This is a genomic window from Acidovorax sp. NCPPB 3576 (genome assembly GCF_028473605.1).
GTDB lineage: Bacteria > Pseudomonadota > Gammaproteobacteria > Burkholderiales > Burkholderiaceae_C > Paracidovorax.
On the sequence record NZ_CP097267.1, the window covers coordinates 3,108,596 to 3,126,400 of the forward strand.

Sequence of the window (17,805 nt, forward strand, 5' to 3'; positions counted from 1 at the left end):
TGGTTGGGACCGGCTTCGCATTTCCAGCCCTTGCATCGCAAAGCGCACGTGCACCGGCTTGCACAGTTCCTAGAATTTTCCATCGGCCATCCAGTGCCGCTGGCCTGCATGGCTGCGGCATGGCTCCACTTCAATGGAAAAACATGGGACTTTGTGGATCTTCATTGCGAAGCAACTCTTCGCCTCGGCACGCCTACGTGTCCAGCACGCCTGCATCCCCAGCCGCAACGCCGGCGGCCTCCGACGTGGAGTCGCCGGCAATCTCGCCGCGATCCAGGGCGTCATCACCGGGCGGTGGGCTGGCACCCCGTGCATCCCTGGCGAACCAGGCGGCCACTCCTTCCATGTTGCGCGAAGAAGCATTGCGACTGCAACGCTCCGGCTATTGTGCTACCCCGTCCAGCGCTGCGGCCTTTCTTGAATCCATGCCCAAAGGCTCTGCCTACCAGGACCTTCAGGGGCCTGCGTTGGGCCGCTACATGGGTGCGCTTGCCGAAGATGTGGACGCGCTGGCCTCCCACAGCCGGCTCGGCATGCCAGTGGCCAGGGCTTGCGCCAGCGATGCCATGATGTCGGCGGTCGCTTACGGCTCCATCGGAACGCAACTCAGCCTGTCCGACCGGACTACGCTTTTGCATACGCTTTATGGCATGCGCGAGGCGGCGCGCGCGCAAGAAGAACTCAAGCCCTGCCTGCAGGGCGTGCCTGCGTTCAGAGGCATGGCGGCCCAGGAGGCATGGCGCATGGTTCTGGACCATGCCGCCTGGACCGAAGGGCCTGCGGCTGGCCTGCGCTACGAGAACGAGCCCGGCTACATGGGCGGCATGCTGGACGGTTTGCGCAAAATGCTGGTGCACCAGCGGCAGGGCCGGGAACTCGATACCGAAATGCTGGTAGATCTGCATGATGCGTGCACGGCTGGTGTATTCCGCCGGGGTGCGCTGGACCAGAACGTCCATGACGTGGATGACATTCCTTCATTCAAACCGCTGGCAGCTTCTCCCACCCGTGTGGAAGGACAACTGCCGTCCGGACTCCGCCACTGCGAGGATGTCGAATTCCATCTGGACGCAGACGTCGGCAACGTCAGCTCGGAGGGATTGAAGGAGCTACTGAAGAACGAACGTGCCATGCCGGCAGACCAGCGCAATGGCCTGTGGCTCGTCGACAGGAATGATCGCAGTGAGCGGCACCGCCTCACAGCCGCGCATCAATGGCACCCGGGCACCCATCTGGTGCGCTTGGCGACCCCTGCCCTGGACCGTAGCGACAATGCCGAGAAGGCATCGCTGATCCTGCGCGAATACCGCACGGACGTCGCCAAGGCATCTTCCGAAAAGGAAAAGTTGCGGGCCATCGCACGCTGCGCGCAGCGACTGGAGCAGGCCCACCTCTTCATGGACGGCAACGCACGGACTACGGGCTTCCTGGTCGTCAACAAGCTCCTGCTGGAAAACGGACTCGCACCCACGCTGATCGCTGATCCCAACCACTTCGACGGTCTTTCGGCCAACGAACTCGCAAAGGACATCCAGCGGGGACAAACCTTGTTCAAGCGCTACTGTGTCGCGGCTTCATGAGCGCATTGCGGCCAAGCGGAGACGGCCGCATACCCTGCATTGCAAGAAGTGCCAGTGCCCGCTCGCCGCGCCACGGCGTTCCTTGAGCATGGGTTCATCCGCCTGTGGAGCCAAACGTCCCCGACAGCAGCTCGGGCAGGCGCTCCGCCCCCATGCGGAAACCGCAGGCCTGCGCATGGCCGCCGCCGCCCATGCTCTCGGCCAGCACCGAGCAGTCGAAGTTGCGCTGCGAGCGCAGGCCCACCTTCACCTTGCCCTCCTTGCTGACGATCCACATCAGCGCGAACGTGCCGCACTGCTTGGACAGCATCTCGCCGATCAGGCTGTGGAAGGCGCCCGGGGCGTTGACCATCAGGCCCTGCTTGCCGTTGAAGGTGACCGGCTGCGCCCCGCCCGCCACGTCGGCGGCCAGGTGGCGAAACTTCTCGTCCATGGCATTGCCGCGCGCGACGAAGGCGGCGGACTGCTCGGGCGTGAATTGGGCGATGGCTTCCCAGCGCGCGAAGTCGAAGGGCTCCATGTCCAGCGCGGCCAGGTAGCCGGCGCTCTCGGGGTAGGCCCAGGCCCAGATGTCGCGGTCTTCCACGTAGCGCACCAGGTCGGGCAGCGGCGTGTCGGGGTAGAAAAATTCCCACGCCAGCCGCGCGCCGGACTTGTCCATGTCGAAATGCACCACGCCGCAGCGGCAGGCAAAGCCGGTGAGTTTTTCGGCAGCGCTCTTGTGGTGGTCCAGCATGACCAGCTTGGCGGCGCGTTCGTCGATGGCGCCCAGGATGTCCGGCGCGAAAGAGAAGTCGAGGATGTACACCGCCCGGCCCTCGAGCGCGGGCAGGTCGTCCACCGACTGCACCTGCCCGTGCGACAGGCCCACGCATTCGGCCTGGCCGCCGTAGTAGCGCCAGGCGGCCAGCGCGGCCCCGAAGCCATCGGCGCAACGGCCGTGGTACAGGATCAGGGGGTTGGGATCGTTCTTGTCCGGGTGCACCAGCAGTTGCAGGGGCAGGAGGGTTTTCTTCGTGGGGATCGTCATGGGGCGCATTGTCGGGCACCGGGCCTGGGCACTGGTGCGGAGCACCCGGGGCGGGGGCTTGGCAGCGGGAGCGGTTTGGCTGTCCAATGCCCCTGGGCCGGCGCCCGGTGCCATGCAGGCCCGCTGCCGGATGTACGACCGATCCGCAAGGAGTTTTCGATGCGCAAGCTGTCACTCTGCGTCCTGGCGCTGCTCCTGGCCGGCTGCGCCACGCGCGGCGCGGACAGCCTCTCGCTCGGCGCGCCCGGCAGCGCGGGTTATCCCGCCGACCCCGCCCGCCAATCGGCCGACCTGGCCGACTGCCAGCGCTACGCCAGCCAGATCGGGGTGGCGAGCGAGACCGTGGACGGCCTGGTCGCCGGCGCCGTACTGGCCGCCACCGTGGTCTGGGCGCTGGGCGGAAGCCGTAACGCGGTGCAGGATTCGGCGCTGATCGGCGGGGCGCTCGGCGCCACGCAGGGTGTGCAGGCGCTGGAGCGGCGCCAGGGCATCGTCGCCAACTGCATGGCCGGGCGCGGGTACGCCGGCAGCACCTACCCCGCCGTGGCCGCCGTGCCGGAGCCCAACCAGCCCGCCCGTTCTGCACACGCGGACTACACGCCCCTGCCCGCCCGCGCCATCGGCACCGACACGTTCAACGCCGAGCGCCTCGCGCGCGACCAGTCCTGCACCGCCACGCCCATGGCCTGGCTGGCCGCCAAGGGGCCGGGCTTCGAGACCTACACCGTGCCCTGCAGCAACGGCGACGCCCTGGCGATCCGCTGCGAATTCGGGCAGTGCCGCGTGCTGCGCTGACGGGCTGCCGATGGCCTGACGACTGACTGACCGACTGACCGAGCGAACGTGCCTGCCGGTGGAGTCGGCCGCCCGGATGGCGTCGGTTTGCGCGATGCACGGCATGCCCCCTATCCCTCGGAGCGGCGCTTCGCCCACCGAAGCACGGGGGTGATGGCGGCCGCCACGCCCAGCACCATGGCAAGGCCCAGCCAGGTCCATTCCAAGCCATCGCCGAAGTTTGCCGCGGCGGCGGCCAAAGGAGCGCCCAGCGCCAGTCCGCCAAAGAAGGCGGCAGACAGCCAGCCGGACGCCACGGCCGTGGCACCGAACGTGGCGTGCCGCACGACCATGCCCATGGCGATGGCGTTCAAGGCCGCCGCGCTGATGCCCATCAGCCCTGCCGCGCCCCACAGCGGCCATTGCCGCACGGGGTCCGCCAGAAGCACGCCGCCCGCCGATGCGGCGGCGATCACCAATAGGGCCAGGATCAACCAGGACTCGTCCCGAAGCCGCGCAGCCCATGGGGTCAGTACCACGCGCGAGACCAACCCGGTTGCGGCGAAGACCGCCACCAGATGGCCCGCCTGTGCCAGGGGCCACCCCTGGGCAGCCGCGTGCGCAGGCAAGGACACGATGAATGCAGACAGTGCGGCACCCACGCACCACTGGATGCCCATCAACACGGCCAGCGCGAAGTTCGGCCGCGGTGGGGCCATCGGCGGCGCCGGCCCGGCCGCGTGCTGCCGCGTCACGGCGGGAACGAACAGGGCCAGCAGCAGGCTCAGAGGGGCCATGAGACCGAGCGTCCAACGCCAGCCCCAATGGGCTGCCAGCACGGGCAAGGCCAGCCCCGCGAACAATGCGGCCACCTGCACGCCTGCCTGTTTGAGCCCCACCATGCGCGGCCTCTGACTGGGGGCCACCTGCTGCGCAATGAGCAGGTTCGTGACCGGGTTGCACAGGGCCTGCGCCACGCCGCCGACAGCGACTGCGCAGGCCAGCGCAGTCAGGCCGGGCACCCACGCCATCGTGGTGTAGACCAGCGCCACGGCCAGAAACAGCACCACCAGCCCACGGCGGGCGCCCAGCCGTGCCGTCCAGGTTCCCGCCCAGGGGGACAGCGCCGCGGCCACGCCGAAGGTCGCAGCGGTGACCCATCCCAGTGACCCGGGCGCCACGCCCAGATCGCGGCCCAGCATGGGGCCGAGCGTTCCAACGGCGTACAGCACCAGCATGGGCAACGCCATGGCGGCCGTCAGGACGGCTGCCAGCCCGCAGGTGCCGGAGCGCAGATCGGCGCCCGTGGCCTTCGACTCGGAGGCCGTGCCGGCGAGAGGGTGCATGCCAGGCCCTTTCATGAAGCGGCGGCTTCGAGGTCGATCAACTGGCGGCCCACGGAGCTGATCAGGGCTTCGTCGGCGCCATCCAGGATGCGCGTGGCCCGCGCTGAGCGAAAGATGCCCGACAACGGGGTGAGCGCACTCAAGCCTTCTGCGCCGAAGACCTGTATGGCGGAATCCGCTGCCAGTCCCAGGGCGCGGGCAGCAGCCACCTTGGCGAGATTCGCTGGCAGATCGCACCGGCGGCCGGCGTCGAATTCCTCGGCTGCGGCATGCACCAGCGCGCGCGCGCTGGTCAGCGCCAGGTGGACCTCGAAGACATGCCGCCGCACGAGCTGTTTGTCCGGCAGTGCCGCCATCGTTCCGCGCGGACTGCGGATGCGCTCGCACAGCAGATCGAAGCAACGCTGGCCCAGGCCCAGCCAGTGGCTGGAGCGCAGCAGCCGGCCCAATACCAGCCGCTGCCGCATCAGCGCCATGCCCCGGTGCGGCTCGCCGAGCACGTGATCGGCCGAGACACGCACGTTCGTGAACGAGATCTCGCACTGCCCCTGGTGCCGCCCGAGGATGTCCAGTTCGCGCTCCACCCTGAAACCGGGTGCATCGGTGGGCACCACGATCATCGACAGCGCCTGCTCTGCGGGACCATCCGGCAGCGTGCGGGCCACGACGGTGACGAAGGCAGCGCGGCCCGCGCGGCAGATGAACCACTTGCGCCCGTCGATGTGCCAGTGCCCATCGCGCAGCGTGGCCGACGTCTGGATGGTCGATGGCATCGAGCCGATGCCTTGCGGCTCGGACATGGCGTAGGCCGGCGTGGCTTGCCCCGCGGCGAGCGGCGCAAGATAGCGCTCGCGGACCAGGGGACTGCCATGCAGAAAAAGCATGTGCGCATCGACGGCGGCCTCGCTGCCGAAGACCATCGGGCCATGTTCCGATCGGCCTTCCGCCTCTGCAACAGGGACGTAGGCGGCGAGCGAGCTCACGCGCCCGCCCAGCGCGGGGGGATAGTAAGACCCCCACAACCGGGCACGCCGGGCGGCCGCGACCAGCTCGGCGGCCTTGCCTGCGGCGGCCGAATCGTCTTGATCCAGAAGGCCCTCGGCCGGAATGACGTGGGCATCGATCCATTGCCGCACTTCGCATGCCAGCGTGTTCGATAACCGTGCTTGTTCGCTCATGCGGGTCCTTTCGTGTCAGCGAGCAATCCGGAAACCCGGTCCGTTGCCCAGTTCAGCGACTTCGGCAGTCAGCACCTTCTTGTCCACCTTGCCTGCCGGACTCAGCGGCAGTTGGCGGTAGTAGCGCAGATACTCCGGCAGCTTGTTGTTTTCCAGCCCCTGCTCGCGCAGGTAGGCATTGATCTCGTTCAGGCTTGGCCGCGGCGCACCGTCGCGCATCGTCAGGCACAGGCACACCCTCTGGCCCATGTCGGCATCGGGCACGGGCACACAGGCAGCGCTCACCACATCGGGGTGGCCCGTCGCCAGCGTTTCGATCTGCACGGTGCTGATGTTGGAGCCGCCGCGGATGACGATGTCCTTCTTGCGCCCGGTGAGCAGCAGGTATCCGTCGGCATCGAAGCGCCCCAGGTCGCCGGTATAGACCCAGCCGTCGGCATCTCTGTAGCGCTGATCGAGTTCCGGCGCGTTGACGTACTGCATGGGGCTGAGCGGGCCGCGCGCCGTGATTTCACCGATATCACCGGCGCCGACCTCCCGGCCCGCCGCATCGACGAGGCGGATCGCGCACACGCTGTCGTTGGGCTTGCCGACGCTGCGCAGCACCAGCTCCAGCGGTTCGTCCAGCGTGTTGTGGCAATTCACGCCATCGGCCGAGCCATAGAGGCTGATGAAGCCGCAGCCGAATGCCTCGACACAGCGGCGGATGCTCGCACTGTCGATCACCGAGCCGCCGCTGACCATTGCCACCAGGCTGGACTTGTCGATGCGCGCCAGCAGCGGATCGGCCGCCATGCGCTGCAGCATGGTAGGGACCCCCAGGACGTGGGTGGGCTTCAGGCTGGCGATGGCTTCGATCGCGTTGGCGGTGTCGAAACGGGGAATCAACGCGATCGATCCCCCCAGCCAGGACAGCACGCCAAAAGTGGCGGTCGAGCCGAAGGAGGAGCCCAGCGGCACGAGATACAAGCCCCGAAATCCTTGCTCCTGGGGATGCAGCCGCTGCAGGAAACGCCCACGGCCGCCGAGCAGCGCATTGTGCGAATACGCGACCAGCTTGGGCTCGGACTCCGTGCCCGATGACACCAGCAGGCGCACGGGCGCGTTGGGATCCACGGCAGGCAGCGACACGGGATCGATGGCAGGGCCCTCCAGCATGTCGTCGAACGTGGACCACCCCTCGCGGCATCCGCCATCCAGCACGAGAACGCGCAGCGACAGCAGGCTGGACCGCAGCGATTCGACCAGCTCGCACAGGTCCACATCGCCATGGCTGGGCGGGACGATGACGGCGCGCGCCTGGCAGCGCCGCAGCAGCGACTCCATGTCGAGCCGGCCGCGGCCCGGCGGCAGCGGCGCCACGATCGCTCCCAGCGCAGCGACGGCCAGGTCGATGGCGCAACTGCGCCAGGAATTCGCCAGTTGGTAGGCAACGACGTCGCCGGGCACGATGCCGCGCTTGCGCAGGCTTGCCGCCAGGCGATGCGCGGCGTCCAGCAGCATGCCGTAACTGACGCTGCCCGTCGGCGACACCACGGCCGGCCTGTCGGGCTGGCGCAGGGCATGGGCTGCGAACATCTCGTACACCGAGCGGTCGGGATACCAGCCACGAAGGCTCCATTCGCGGCGCAACGATGCGGGAACGAGATCGATGATTCCGGATGCGCTCATGACCACCTCCAGGGAGACTGCACTTGGACATAGGAGGCTGGCCGCAGCGCGCGGGCCAGCCGGGGGTTTTCGGGCAACAGGGCGAGGTCTTCGGCCACCGCGATGGCCGGCACGCCGATGCGGGACAGCAAGCGTTCGGCGTCGCCCAGCGTCAACGCCCCCAGCCAGCCGGGCAGCGCGCCTCGAACCACGGCGGCGGACGCTGTTCGCGGCAGGCCGGCGGCCTCGGCCAGGCGGCCCAGCGCCGCGTCGTCGGGGCATTCCACGGCGATCTGTCCGTCTTTCACGGGGATCACGGCCTGAAGCAGGGGACCGCAGTCCGTTGCCGTCTCGTCCCCTTCCCAGCACGCCTGCAACTCGCGGGCACACAACAGGGTCGCGGCGCCCAGCAGCGAGGTATCGACGCGGCAACCCGACGGGCTCAACTGCCGGCGCAGCAGCGCGGCCGTGACACCCTGCGCGGCGACAACGCCCCCCAGCACATCCAGCACGGTGAAAAGAGATCCCCCGCGCGTGCCGGCGGCCTGCGCGACGACCGATGCGGCGCCGGAGTAGGCCTGGGCCATGAAATCAGTGCCTGGCAAACCCGGAGCAGGGCCTTCGCTACCCCAGCCGCCGGCATAGGCATAGACCAGTGCCGGATTCACCCGATGGAGGTCGCCATCGTCCAGGCCCAGTTCCAAAGCCTTGCCGGGTGCCCAGTTGTGCAAGAACACGTCCGCATCGCGGGCCAGCTCCAGCACGGCCGAGCGGCCCGCAGCGGTCCGGATGTCTATCTCTCGCACCGTCTTCAAGCGGTTCAACGCATCGAAGCGTGCCGACACCTCCCCGGCCATCGGCGGCATGCCGCGCAGCGGGTCCCCGCCCGGAGGCTCGATGCGGACCACCCGTGCGCCCAGCAGCGCGAGCAGATGGCCTGCCAGCGGTCCCTGGATGCGGCGGCACGATTCGATGATCGTCAGCCCGCTGAGCGGCAGTGATTGCGGCGACGGCAGCGGCCGGACTGCGGGTGGGCCAGGGTTCGTGGAGAATCGCCACGGCCCTTGCATCCAGAGGTCGCGGGCCCCGGGGTCCTGCGCACGTGCGGCCAGTGGCCTGACCGGACAGACCGCCATGCCGGCCTGCGCGCAACGCGCCGCGATGTCCGCGTAGGGCAAGCCGGCCAGTAGCTGCATCATGCTTGCCGGCATCGGCGACACGGCCTTGGCGTAGCGCAGCAGGAAGCCCTTCCAACCCTGCGCAGCCACGGCGGGCTCGATGCCCAGCGCTCCCCAGAAATTGCGCCAAGGCTCCGCATCCAGCGATTCGATTTCGAACACCACCCCATCGGCCGACAGGAAAGGCGGCCGATCCTGCGGCGAATGGCTGCCTGGCGACAACCTCTCCGGCGCATCGGACGCAGTGGCCCCGGCGAGGTATTGCCCGATGCACAGCAGCGCCACACCGGCCAGCGACACCTCCACCCGCGTGCTGGAGGCGCCGCGCAATTGACCCAGCGCGGCCGCCATCGCCCCTTGCAAGGCGAGCGCGGAGGTCGCGGTGCCGACGCAGTGCAGGCCGAGTGCGCGGCTGCCGCCGCTGGAGCGGCCATGCACCGCCATCAAGCCGCTGCCCGCCTGTGCCAGGAATTCGCTGCCACCGATGGCGTGGCTGCCGTCGGCCCAGGCGTGGACGGTGGCCGTCACGGCCCGCGCACCGGGTGCGACGAGATCGAATCGCAAGGCATGGTCACGCTCTGGCGAAGCGGCAGGCGCCCCATCGCACGCGATACCCAGCCGATCGGCCTGGAACCGGAGAGAGCGCACGAACGGCCCCCAGCCGCCTGTCGCGCCCGTGGCCATGCGGCCCAGGCCACAACCGGCCAGCCATGGCGTGGCCGCGGCTTTCAGCATGGGCGTGCCCCGCTGCCGCCTGCGACGGCCGGCAGGATGGTCAGCGAGTCGCCGGGGCTGACCGGCGTGGACAGATCGGCCGCAAAGCGGATGTCTTCATCGTTCACATAGATGTTCATGAAGCGATGCACCCGTCCGTTGGCGACCAGGCGATCCTTGATTCCGGGATACCGAAGGTCGATCGAGTCGATGACCTCGATCACGCTTCGGCCCGAGCACTCAACGCGCTTGTGGTCCTGCGTGAGGGGACGCAGCAGTGTGGGAATGTGGACAGTGACAGTCATGGAAATGGTTTCCTTCAGCGAGGCGGGCAATCGGAAATGACAAGCGCTTCCTCCGTGATCCGGCCCGAGACGATGCGAAAACTGCGCATCTCCGGGCTTTGTGGGTCCACAGTGGAAACAATGAGGTAGTGGGTGGCCGGGTCTGCGGCAAAGGCCACGTCGTCGCGGCTCGGGTAGGCGCGCGACGCGGTGTGCGAGTGATAAAGCACATGCGGCATCTCGCCGCGCTCGTCCAGTTCGCGCCAGACGGAGAGTTGCTCGCGCGAATCGAAGCGAAATGCATCGGTGGCGTTCGATGCATTGCGCAACGGCACCAGTCGCACGGGCGCCCCACCGGGCGGGCCGGCGATCAGCCCGCAGGCTTCGACCGGATGGTGGGCCAGCGCATGGCGCACCATGGCATCGGCCAGTTCATGGCTCAGCAGCAACATCGGGCGTTCAGTACCTGGGCAGCGACGGGTCCACCTGATCGACCCACGCCAGGATGCCGCCTTCGAGATGGCGCACGCGGGCATAGCCACGTTCGCGCAAGGCAAGCAGCGCCTGGCGCGATCGAACGCCAGACTTGCAGTGCAGCACGATGGGCGTCTGCGGGGACAGCGCAGCCAGCCACGCATCCACAGCGATCGACCCTTTGGGCACGTGCACCGATCCGGGAATGTTGACGATGTGGCGCTCCGAAGCCTCGCGCACGTCGATCAGCACGGGAGGCGAGTGGCCCTCCAGCAGCACCTTGAGTTCCGCCGCCGTGATGGCGGGAACCTCGCCGGATGGCGCCGTGCCAAAGCCGCAGAACGCCGGATAGTCGATGAGCCGGGTGATGCGCGTTCTCTGCGGATCACGGCGTATCGGCATGCAGCGCCAGGCCATGTCCAGCGCGTCATAGACCATGAGACGGCCGAGCAGGGACTCGCCCAGCCCGGTGATGAGCTTGATGGCCTCGGTGGCCATGACCGACCCGATGGATGCGCACAGCACGCCCAGCACGCCCCCTTCGGCGCACGAAGGCGCAAGCTCTGGAGGGGGTGGCTCGGGATACAGGTCACGGTAGTTCAGGCCCGAGCCGCCGGGGGCGTCCTCCCAGAACACTGACGCCTGGCCCTCGAAGCGGTAGATCGAGCCCCAGACGCAAGGCTTGCCGGCCAATACGCAGGCATCGTTGACCAGGTAGCGCGTGGCGAAGTTGTCGGTGCCATCGATCACCAGGTCGTAACCATCGAGGATCTCCAGCGCGTTGTGCGCCTCCAGCCGTTGGACATGCAGCTGTATGTTCACCAGCGGATTGAGTTCCCGAAGCGCTCGCGCGGCGCTTTGCGCCTTCGGCTGCCCGAGGTCGGACATGCCGTGGATCACCTGGCGCTGCAGGTTCGACACCTCCAACGAATCGAATTCGACGATGCCGATGCAGCCGACGCCGGCTGCGGCCAGGTACAGCAGCACCGGCGAGCCCAGCCCGCCGGCGCCGATCACGAGCACGCGGGCGGTCTTCAAGCGTCGCTGCCCGTCCAGCCCCACGTCCGGCAGCAGGAGATGGCGGCTGTAGCGGCTGATCTCGTCCGGTGTCAGTTCAGCCCGCGGCGCGACCAAGGGAGGCAGCATCATGGCTTGGCTCCCTTGGCGTCGATCCCGGTACGGGAAGAGGAGGCTTCATGCCCGGAATGCTGTCCTGCCGCGTCCATGCGGACCAGACCGTCGAAGGTGGAAAACTGCGCCCTTCGTGCAGCGGGTATGGCGCTCTCGGCCTGGGCCAGGGCAGCACTGAGCTGTTTTGCCCTGGCCTCTCCCATTCCGGTGGATTCCAGCAACTTCGCCTCTTTCAGGCCGTCGCCGCCACAGGCCGCGACCGACCACCGGCCGGCCTTGTCACGGGCCATCAGGGCGCGCCCGCCGCGCGTGCCTTGCGTCCACCCTGCAATGGCGTTCCCACCCGCCACCACCACGGGACCCACTTCCACAGGTGCGTTCGGCTTGTTCCAGGTCGAGAGAATGACCTGGCGAATGGCGGCTTCGTCCGGCGATTCGCCGGCCATGCACGTCAACGCATTCAGGAACAGAACGAGGGCCATGGCGATCCTGCCAGGCCAGAGACGGATGATTGTCATGGGTGGAATTCCTTGGGTAGTGAGGTGAAGGGAATGAGTGGGGTGAACATCGATCACAGGCTCAGGGTCACGCCCAGCTGCGCGGATCGGCCGGGCATCGGATAGCCGCTGCGGTACGCGTACCTGCGATCAGCGAGGTTCTCCAGCGCGATGAAGACCTCGCCGCGAGGACCCAGCAGGCTCGGCAGGGCGTAGGCCACGCGCAGGTTGACGACGGCGAAGCCGCCGACGCGGGAGGTGTTGCTCGATCCGTCGGATCGATCGCGGTTGAGCGTGAACATTTCGCTCTGGGCCTGCGCATCCAAGCTGGTGCGCCACGCCCGGTGCTGCCAGTTCGTTCCCAGGGACAGTACGCGGCGCGGTGCATAGGGAAGATCGCTGCGGCTCGGATTGAGCAGGGTCAGCCCGGCGAACAATGACCAGGATTTGTCCATCGAATACTGCGCCGCCAGTTCAACGCCCTTGATGCGGTAGTCGCCCAGGTTGGTGAGGCCAGGCACCGCCACGGCCGGTGGAAAAGCGAAAACGTAGCGCTGGCTCAGGCGGCTCTCAAAGACCGCCAGGTCAACGCTGCTGCCCGGACGAGGCGACCAGCGCACACCCACCTCCACGTGGTTCATGCGCTCGGGCTGCAGGCCGCGCCAACTGGTCGGCGCGCCGGCCAGTGGCGGCACGATGGCATTGAGCAATGCGGCATCGAGACCGGGATGGTTCAGCCCGCGAGAGACGTTGGCGCGCAACGACAGCGAATCACCCCGGTCGATCACCAATCCCGCATGGGGGGCACTGGAGTGCCCATAGACGCTGTGGTCATAAAGGCGCACGCCGATCGAAGGCGTTGCCTTCCAGTCGTTGCCCAGCATCACCGACTGGCTGACTGCGACATGCGGGGATGTCAGGCGCAGCGAAACGCCGTCGAACGCGGTGAAGCCACCGAACGCAAGGCTACCGCTCATGCGGTCCAGGTCGACCCCTGCGACGATCTCGCCACCCGTCCACGGCTGCAGGGTTTCCATCCACCGCAGTCCGCTGAGGCGAAATTTGCTGAGGGCATCGGCTTGGTTCGGGTTGTCGTGCCAGTTGCCTTGACCGCTGTTGTCGTAGATCTGCAGCGAACCGCGGGCATGCGCATGCTCGTGGGCGACCGAGAAGGCCGCAAAGCCGCCACGCGTATCGAATTTTCCGGTCTTCGTGGCGGGGAGTCCCTCCTGGCCGGGATCGGACACCTTGTTGTCCGCATAAAGCAGGCTCAGTCCCGCGGACCACTGTGGTGTCAATCGGTAGTCGATCCGCCCCATCACGTTGGACAGCCTGCCATCGCCATCCGGGCGACTGCCGTTGGATCGCGCCTCGCCCTGGGTCAGGGACAAACCGAAATCCCCTTGCCGCACCTGCAAGCTGGCCTGTTCGATCGTGGTGGAAAAACTGCCTGCGCTCAGGCGAGCATCCGCGGAAACGCCTTCGCGCATGGCGCGCTTGGGACTCACGTCGATCGCAGCGAAGGTATTGCCGAAGGTCTGTGGCTGCGGCCCCTTGTAGACCGTGATGCGGTCGATGCCATTCACCGGGATCAGGTCCAGCAGCGGATGATTCCAGACGCCCATATAGAACGGAATACCGTCGATGTAGGTCTTGATCTCGCTGCCCGGACGGCTGGCCCCGAGCCCGCGCACGAAGACAGCGCCCCCTTCGTCCCCGCCGAATGATCCCACCGGGTTGAATCGGGAAACGGACACGCCCGGCGTACGCCGCAAGGCAGAGGACAGGTCCAGGGCGTTGAGGTCGCGGATCTGCGCGGCCGTGACTTCGGTGGTCAGGCTGCCGAAGGCATCCGTGCGGTTGTCTTCGATGACAGGGCTGCCAACGACCACCACGGCCGGCAATGTGGAGGTGTCGTTGTCGGTCTGTGCGAAAGCCGCACCACAGCAGGCAAGCGACGCCGACAGCGAGATCACGTGAGGACGCAGTAAAGGATGTATTTTTTCCATGGCTTGGAAGGAGAACGGGTGTCGGGGTTGCCTTCGCGTTTTGCAGCGCCGGTGACCACGACGGGTCAGGGGTTCATGCACATCCGGCCGGCCCTCGGCAATGGGCCCGGCGCTTCGGCGCAACAACGCGCGAAACAGCCTGGCCAAAAAAGGGCAAGCAAAGATGGATGGTTCAGCGCTGCGTGGCGCTGCGGGCACGGTCCGCAGGCGAATGGCTGGCGAAACTCACGCCAAGCCAATGCCGCTTTAGTTGCCGAAGATCACGAAAGGAATGGAGGGCCGCGAGGCGGCAGCGGCGCGCCCAGAAGCGCCGTGATGTGCGCCGACACAAAAGGGTGCCGCGCATTGGCAGAGGGCTGGGGCAGCGCCAGCTTGTAGTGGGCCGGCGTTGCGGGCAGTGCGGCAGGCAGGCACAGGGAACAATCCAGCGCATGGTGTGCGCCCTGTTCGGCTTCGCCGCTGTCATCGACGAAAACGAGCTTCGTGCTCCCGCCATCGGAGCAAATCAGTTCCATCGCCTTGGGCTGGACCAGGGGGGAGGCCACAGCGATGCCCAGCGTCAATACGAACCACGCCAGGATCAGGCGTGCAAGCATTGAGGAGGTGCGCAGGGCATGCATGGCCGATGATTATCCTTGAGTCCCGGCAGGACTGGCGGATAAAAGTGTTTGATCGGCGTCAGTCTGGCAGAACACGCGTTGCCGCAGACCTCCGCACGAAGGATGTGCCCCGATGCCGCATTCAACGCATGGGTCCATGCTTTTGCGATTTCAGGCAGTTCCGCAGATTATTTCCAGCGCTGGCGACCGAGGACTCGGCCCTGCAAGACGGGATCGCGGGCTCAAAGCGCGGGGCGCATCCGTTCGGCCAGCTCGCCCTGGCCGCGCGCCTGCAGCGTGTCGGCGGCGCCGGCGATATCGCGCGGCTCGCGGTTCTGGCTGAGCTTGAATTTACCCACCAGCGAGGTCAGCGCGATCTCGATGCCCACGATGTGCTGCAGCAGGCCGTTGATGAACTCGGGCGACGAGTCGCCCATCTTCCACGGCCTGGGCTCGGCCGCCTCCTGCTGGCGCGTCAGGCGCGCCACGATGCGGCGCACGAAGCGCTCGTCGTCGTGCACGCTCAGCACGCCGTGGGCGTGCACCACCTCGTAGTTCCACGTGGGCACCAGGCGGTGCGACTCGTGCTTGCTCGGATACCAGTTGGGCGAAATGTAGGCCTGCGGGCCATGGAACACCACCATGACCGGCGTGCCCGTGGGGCAGCGCTGCCACAGCGGATTGGCGCGGGCCACATGGGCCGACAGCAGGCCGCAAGGGCCCTCGTCCGGGTCGAACTCGAACGGCAAATGATCGGCATCCAGGCCACCCGGTCCCTGCGTGACCAGGGTGCCCAGAGGGTGCTCGCGAATCACGTGCTGCAGCGGCTCGGGCCGGGTTTCGGCGAAATGCGGTGGAATGTACATGGGTGCGGCTTGGTCAGGGGGAGCGTTACCCGGGACTGTCGCGCACAACCGGCACAATACGAAGGGCCAGTTTTCGATCATTTCGATGGACCAGTTTCAAATCCCCTTTCATCCCGGCACCGGCCGCCGCATCTACGACCTGCTGCGCGCGCAGATCGCCGACGGAACGCTGGCCGCGGGCGCGCGGGCCCCGTCCACGCGGGCGCTGGCCGCCGACCTGGGCGTGTCGCGCACCACGGTCACCGCGGCCTATGAGCAACTGGCGGCGGAGGGCTTCTTGATCACCGCCGTGGGGCGGGCGGCCCGCGTCGCCAGTCCGCCCGCTGCGGTGGTCCCGCCGCCCTCCGCCGCCGGCCGCCGTGGCAAGGCGGCGTTGGCGCTGTCCGCCTTCGGCCGGCGGCTGGCGGGCATGGACCTGCCGGGTCTGCCCCACACGGAGCCCGCCCGCATCGACTTTCTGTACGGCGCGGTGGCCTCGCGCGACTTTCCCGCGCTGGCCTGGCGCCGCGCCTACCAGGGCGCGTTGCTGCGCCACCAGCACAGCCTGCGCTACATCCCGCCCGAAGGCGATGCCGCCCTGCGCCGCGCACTGCAAGGCTATCTGCGGCGCGCACGGGGGCTGGCCTGCGATGCCGATCAGATCGTGGTGGTACACGGATCGCAGCAGGGCATCGACCTGTGCGCGCGCCTGCTGCTGGACGCGGGCGATGCGTTTGTCTTCGAAGAACCGGGCTACCTCATGGCACGCCGCTGCTTCGAGGCCACCGGCGCCCGGCTGCGCGCCGTGCCGGTGGACGCACACGGCCTCGATACGGCCCGCCTGCCCGGCGACGGCCAGGTGCGCCTGGCCTACGTGACGCCCTCGCACCAGTTCCCATTGGGCGGCGTGCTGCCCATCGGCCGGCGCGTGGAGCTGCTGCAATGGGCACAGCGCCACCGCGCCTGGATCGTCGAGGACGACTACGACGGCGAGTTCCGCTACGGCCAGCGCCCCATCGACGCGCTTCAGTCCATCGACACCGATGGCCGGGTGATCTACATGGGCACGTTTTCCAAGGCGCTGTCGCCGCAGCTTCGCCTGGGCTACCTGGTGCTGCCCACGGCCCTGGTGGCGGTGTTCCGCCAGGCCAAGCGCATGGCCGACCGGCATGCGCCGGTGCTGGAGCAGCGCACGCTGGCATCGCTGATCGACAGCGGCGCGTACGAGCGCCATGTGCGGCGCACCCGGCGCGAGCACGAACGCCGCCGCGCCGCGCTGGCCGATTCCGTTGCGCGCTACCTGCCACCCAGTGCCGAGCTGGCGGGCACAGCGGCGGGCCTGCATGGCGTGCTGTGGCTGCCGTTCATCCGGCCGCAGGACGAGGCCGCCCTGGCCGCCGCCGCGCGCGCGCAAGGCGTGGGCATCTACCCGGTGTCGCCGCTGTTCGCCAATGCGCAGCGTGGCCGGCGGGCGCGCCCCGGCGGGTGGGTGCTGGGGTATGCCAGCCTCACGGTGGCACAGATCGACGAGGGCATCCAGATCCTGGCGGGCGTGATCGCGGCATGGGTTGCGGGCGCGCCGGCTGCGGCGCAGCGGCGTTGACTGGGGCGCACGGTGGGTCCGGTTATCCTGCGCGCCCGCGCTGTCACGAACGCGCTTCATGGCCTTCGGCCAGTCTTGGCCCTCGACCCTCCCATTTTTTCGGACTGCATGCACCCTCTGCACATCCTCTGGCGAGATGAACACCTCGTCGCCGTGTACAAGCCCGCCGGCTGGCTCGTGCACCGCACCGGGCTGGACGCGGGCGAGACGCGCTTCGTCATACAGGCGCTGCGCGACCAGCTCGGGCAGCACGTGTACCCGGTGCACCGGCTCGACAAGGGCACCTGCGGCGTGCTGGTGATGGCGCTGCACCCGGCGGTGGCGCGCACGCTGTCGCAAGCCTTCGAGCACCACGCGGTGCGCAAGCGCTACCTTGCCCTGGTGCGCGGCTGGATGCCCGATGCGACAGAGGTGCACCATGCCCTGCGCCCCGACGATGCGCCGCCGGATGCCCCCGTGCAGTCGGCCCACACCTCGCTGCGGTGCCTTGCTCGGCTGGAACTGCCCGAGGCAGCAGACCCCCGCTTTCCCGGCACGCGCGCCTCGCTGGTGGAGTCCTTGCCCACCACGGGGCGGCGCCACCAGATCCGTCGCCACCTCAAGCACCTGGCGCACCCCATCCTGGGCGATGCCACGCACGGCAAGGGCCCGCTCAACCGCTGGTGGGCCGAGCGGCTGGGCCGCCAGCGGCTGTGGCTGCACGCCTGGCACCTGGGCCTTGCGCACCCGGCCACAGGCGAATGGCTGGCGCTGGAAAGCGGGCTGCCCGACCCGTGGGCGACCGGCCCTGCAGCCGCCGCCACGGGGTCGGACATCGCCAGCGACGCGCTCGACTGGCAGCAACGGGTGCTTGCCCTGCCCTGGCAACCGCTGGGATGATCGCCCCGGCGCCGGCCGCGTCCTACCCGCGGTG

The 17,805-nt window shown here is 68.2% G+C and carries 16 protein-coding genes; 4 read left to right on the forward strand and 12 right to left on the reverse strand.

All coding sequences use genetic code 11. The annotated features are described in order from the left end of the window. Positions 1-344 precede the first annotated feature (344 nt). Complete coding sequence (locus M5C98_RS14265; RefSeq protein WP_272548096.1) at positions 345-1,580, forward strand: Fic family protein; 1,236 nt, start codon at positions 345-347, stop codon at positions 1,578-1,580. A 94-nt stretch (positions 1,581-1,674) separates the two neighbouring features. Here M5C98_RS14265 and M5C98_RS14270 read toward each other — a convergent pair whose 3' ends face one another. Next, positions 1,675-2,610, reverse strand: coding sequence for a DHH family phosphoesterase (locus M5C98_RS14270; RefSeq protein WP_272548097.1), 936 nt, complete (start codon positions 2,608-2,610; stop codon positions 1,675-1,677). Positions 2,611-2,769: 159 nt separating this feature from the next. Here M5C98_RS14270 and M5C98_RS14275 point away from each other — a divergent pair, with 159 nt between their 5' ends. Beyond that, positions 2,770-3,405, forward strand: coding sequence for a glycine zipper family protein (locus M5C98_RS14275; RefSeq protein ID WP_272548099.1), 636 nt, complete (start codon positions 2,770-2,772; stop codon positions 3,403-3,405). 110 nt (positions 3,406-3,515) lie between these two features. Here the strand turns inward: M5C98_RS14275 and M5C98_RS14280 are convergent, their stop codons facing one another. The 11 genes from M5C98_RS14280 to M5C98_RS14330 form a co-directional block, all read right to left on the reverse strand. Then, on the reverse strand, positions 3,516-4,730 hold the full coding sequence (locus M5C98_RS14280) for an MFS transporter (protein WP_272548100.1): 1,215 nt from the start codon (positions 4,728-4,730) through the stop codon (positions 3,516-3,518). Positions 4,731-4,741: 11 nt separating this feature from the next. Continuing rightward, positions 4,742-5,908: an acyl-CoA dehydrogenase family protein gene (locus M5C98_RS14285; RefSeq protein WP_272548101.1), complete on the reverse strand. Its 1,167-nt coding sequence runs from the start codon at positions 5,906-5,908 to the stop codon at positions 4,742-4,744. A 15-nt stretch (positions 5,909-5,923) separates the two neighbouring features. Next, positions 5,924-7,579 (reverse strand): class I adenylate-forming enzyme family protein, encoded by a 1,656-nt coding sequence (locus M5C98_RS14290; protein ID WP_272548103.1) that lies wholly within the window; start codon positions 7,577-7,579, stop codon positions 5,924-5,926. Next, entirely contained in the window at positions 7,576-9,471 is a 1,896-nt protein-coding gene (locus M5C98_RS14295) for a CoA transferase (RefSeq protein ID WP_272548104.1), read from the reverse strand. Before M5C98_RS14295 ends, M5C98_RS14290 begins: the two co-directional genes overlap by 4 nt. Further along, positions 9,465-9,755 (reverse strand): MoaD/ThiS family protein, encoded by a 291-nt coding sequence (locus M5C98_RS14300; protein WP_272548105.1) that lies wholly within the window; start codon positions 9,753-9,755, stop codon positions 9,465-9,467. Before M5C98_RS14300 ends, M5C98_RS14295 begins: the two co-directional genes overlap by 7 nt. 14 nt (positions 9,756-9,769) lie before the next feature. Beyond that, complete coding sequence (locus tag M5C98_RS14305) at positions 9,770-10,186, reverse strand: M67 family metallopeptidase (RefSeq protein ID WP_272548106.1); 417 nt, start codon at positions 10,184-10,186, stop codon at positions 9,770-9,772. Between the two features lie 7 nt (positions 10,187-10,193). Further along, positions 10,194-11,357: a molybdopterin-synthase adenylyltransferase MoeB gene (moeB, locus tag M5C98_RS14310; protein ID WP_272548107.1), complete on the reverse strand. Its 1,164-nt coding sequence runs from the start codon at positions 11,355-11,357 to the stop codon at positions 10,194-10,196. After that, entirely contained in the window at positions 11,354-11,857 is a 504-nt protein-coding gene (locus M5C98_RS14315; RefSeq protein WP_272548108.1) for a copper uptake system-associated protein, read from the reverse strand. The genes moeB and M5C98_RS14315 overlap by 4 nt, the downstream gene beginning before the upstream one ends. A 53-nt stretch (positions 11,858-11,910) precedes the next feature. Then, positions 11,911-13,926, reverse strand: a complete 2,016-nt coding sequence (locus tag M5C98_RS14320; protein WP_272548109.1) for a TonB-dependent receptor — start codon at positions 13,924-13,926, stop codon at positions 11,911-11,913. Positions 13,927-14,105: 179 nt separating this feature from the next. Then, positions 14,106-14,465 carry a DUF2946 family protein gene (locus M5C98_RS14325; RefSeq protein WP_272548110.1) on the reverse strand — a complete coding sequence of 120 codons (360 nt, stop codon included), beginning with the start codon at positions 14,463-14,465 and terminating at the stop codon, positions 14,106-14,108. A 221-nt stretch (positions 14,466-14,686) separates the two neighbouring features. Next, positions 14,687-15,310 carry an FMN-binding negative transcriptional regulator gene (locus M5C98_RS14330; RefSeq protein ID WP_272548111.1) on the reverse strand — a complete coding sequence of 208 codons (624 nt, stop codon included), beginning with the start codon at positions 15,308-15,310 and terminating at the stop codon, positions 14,687-14,689. Positions 15,311-15,395: 85 nt separating this feature from the next. On the opposite strand from M5C98_RS14330, the gene pdxR reads away from it, so the two are divergent. Both pdxR and M5C98_RS14340 read left to right on the forward strand, forming a co-directional pair. Then, on the forward strand, positions 15,396-16,892 hold the full coding sequence (gene pdxR / locus M5C98_RS14335) for a MocR-like pyridoxine biosynthesis transcription factor PdxR (RefSeq protein WP_272548112.1): 1,497 nt from the start codon (positions 15,396-15,398) through the stop codon (positions 16,890-16,892). Between the two features lie 108 nt (positions 16,893-17,000). Continuing rightward, the gene (locus tag M5C98_RS14340) at positions 17,001-17,771 is read left to right on the forward strand and encodes a pseudouridine synthase (protein ID WP_272548113.1); all 771 of its coding nucleotides are present in this window, start codon (positions 17,001-17,003) and stop codon (positions 17,769-17,771) included. Positions 17,772-17,805: the final 34 nt, after the last annotated feature.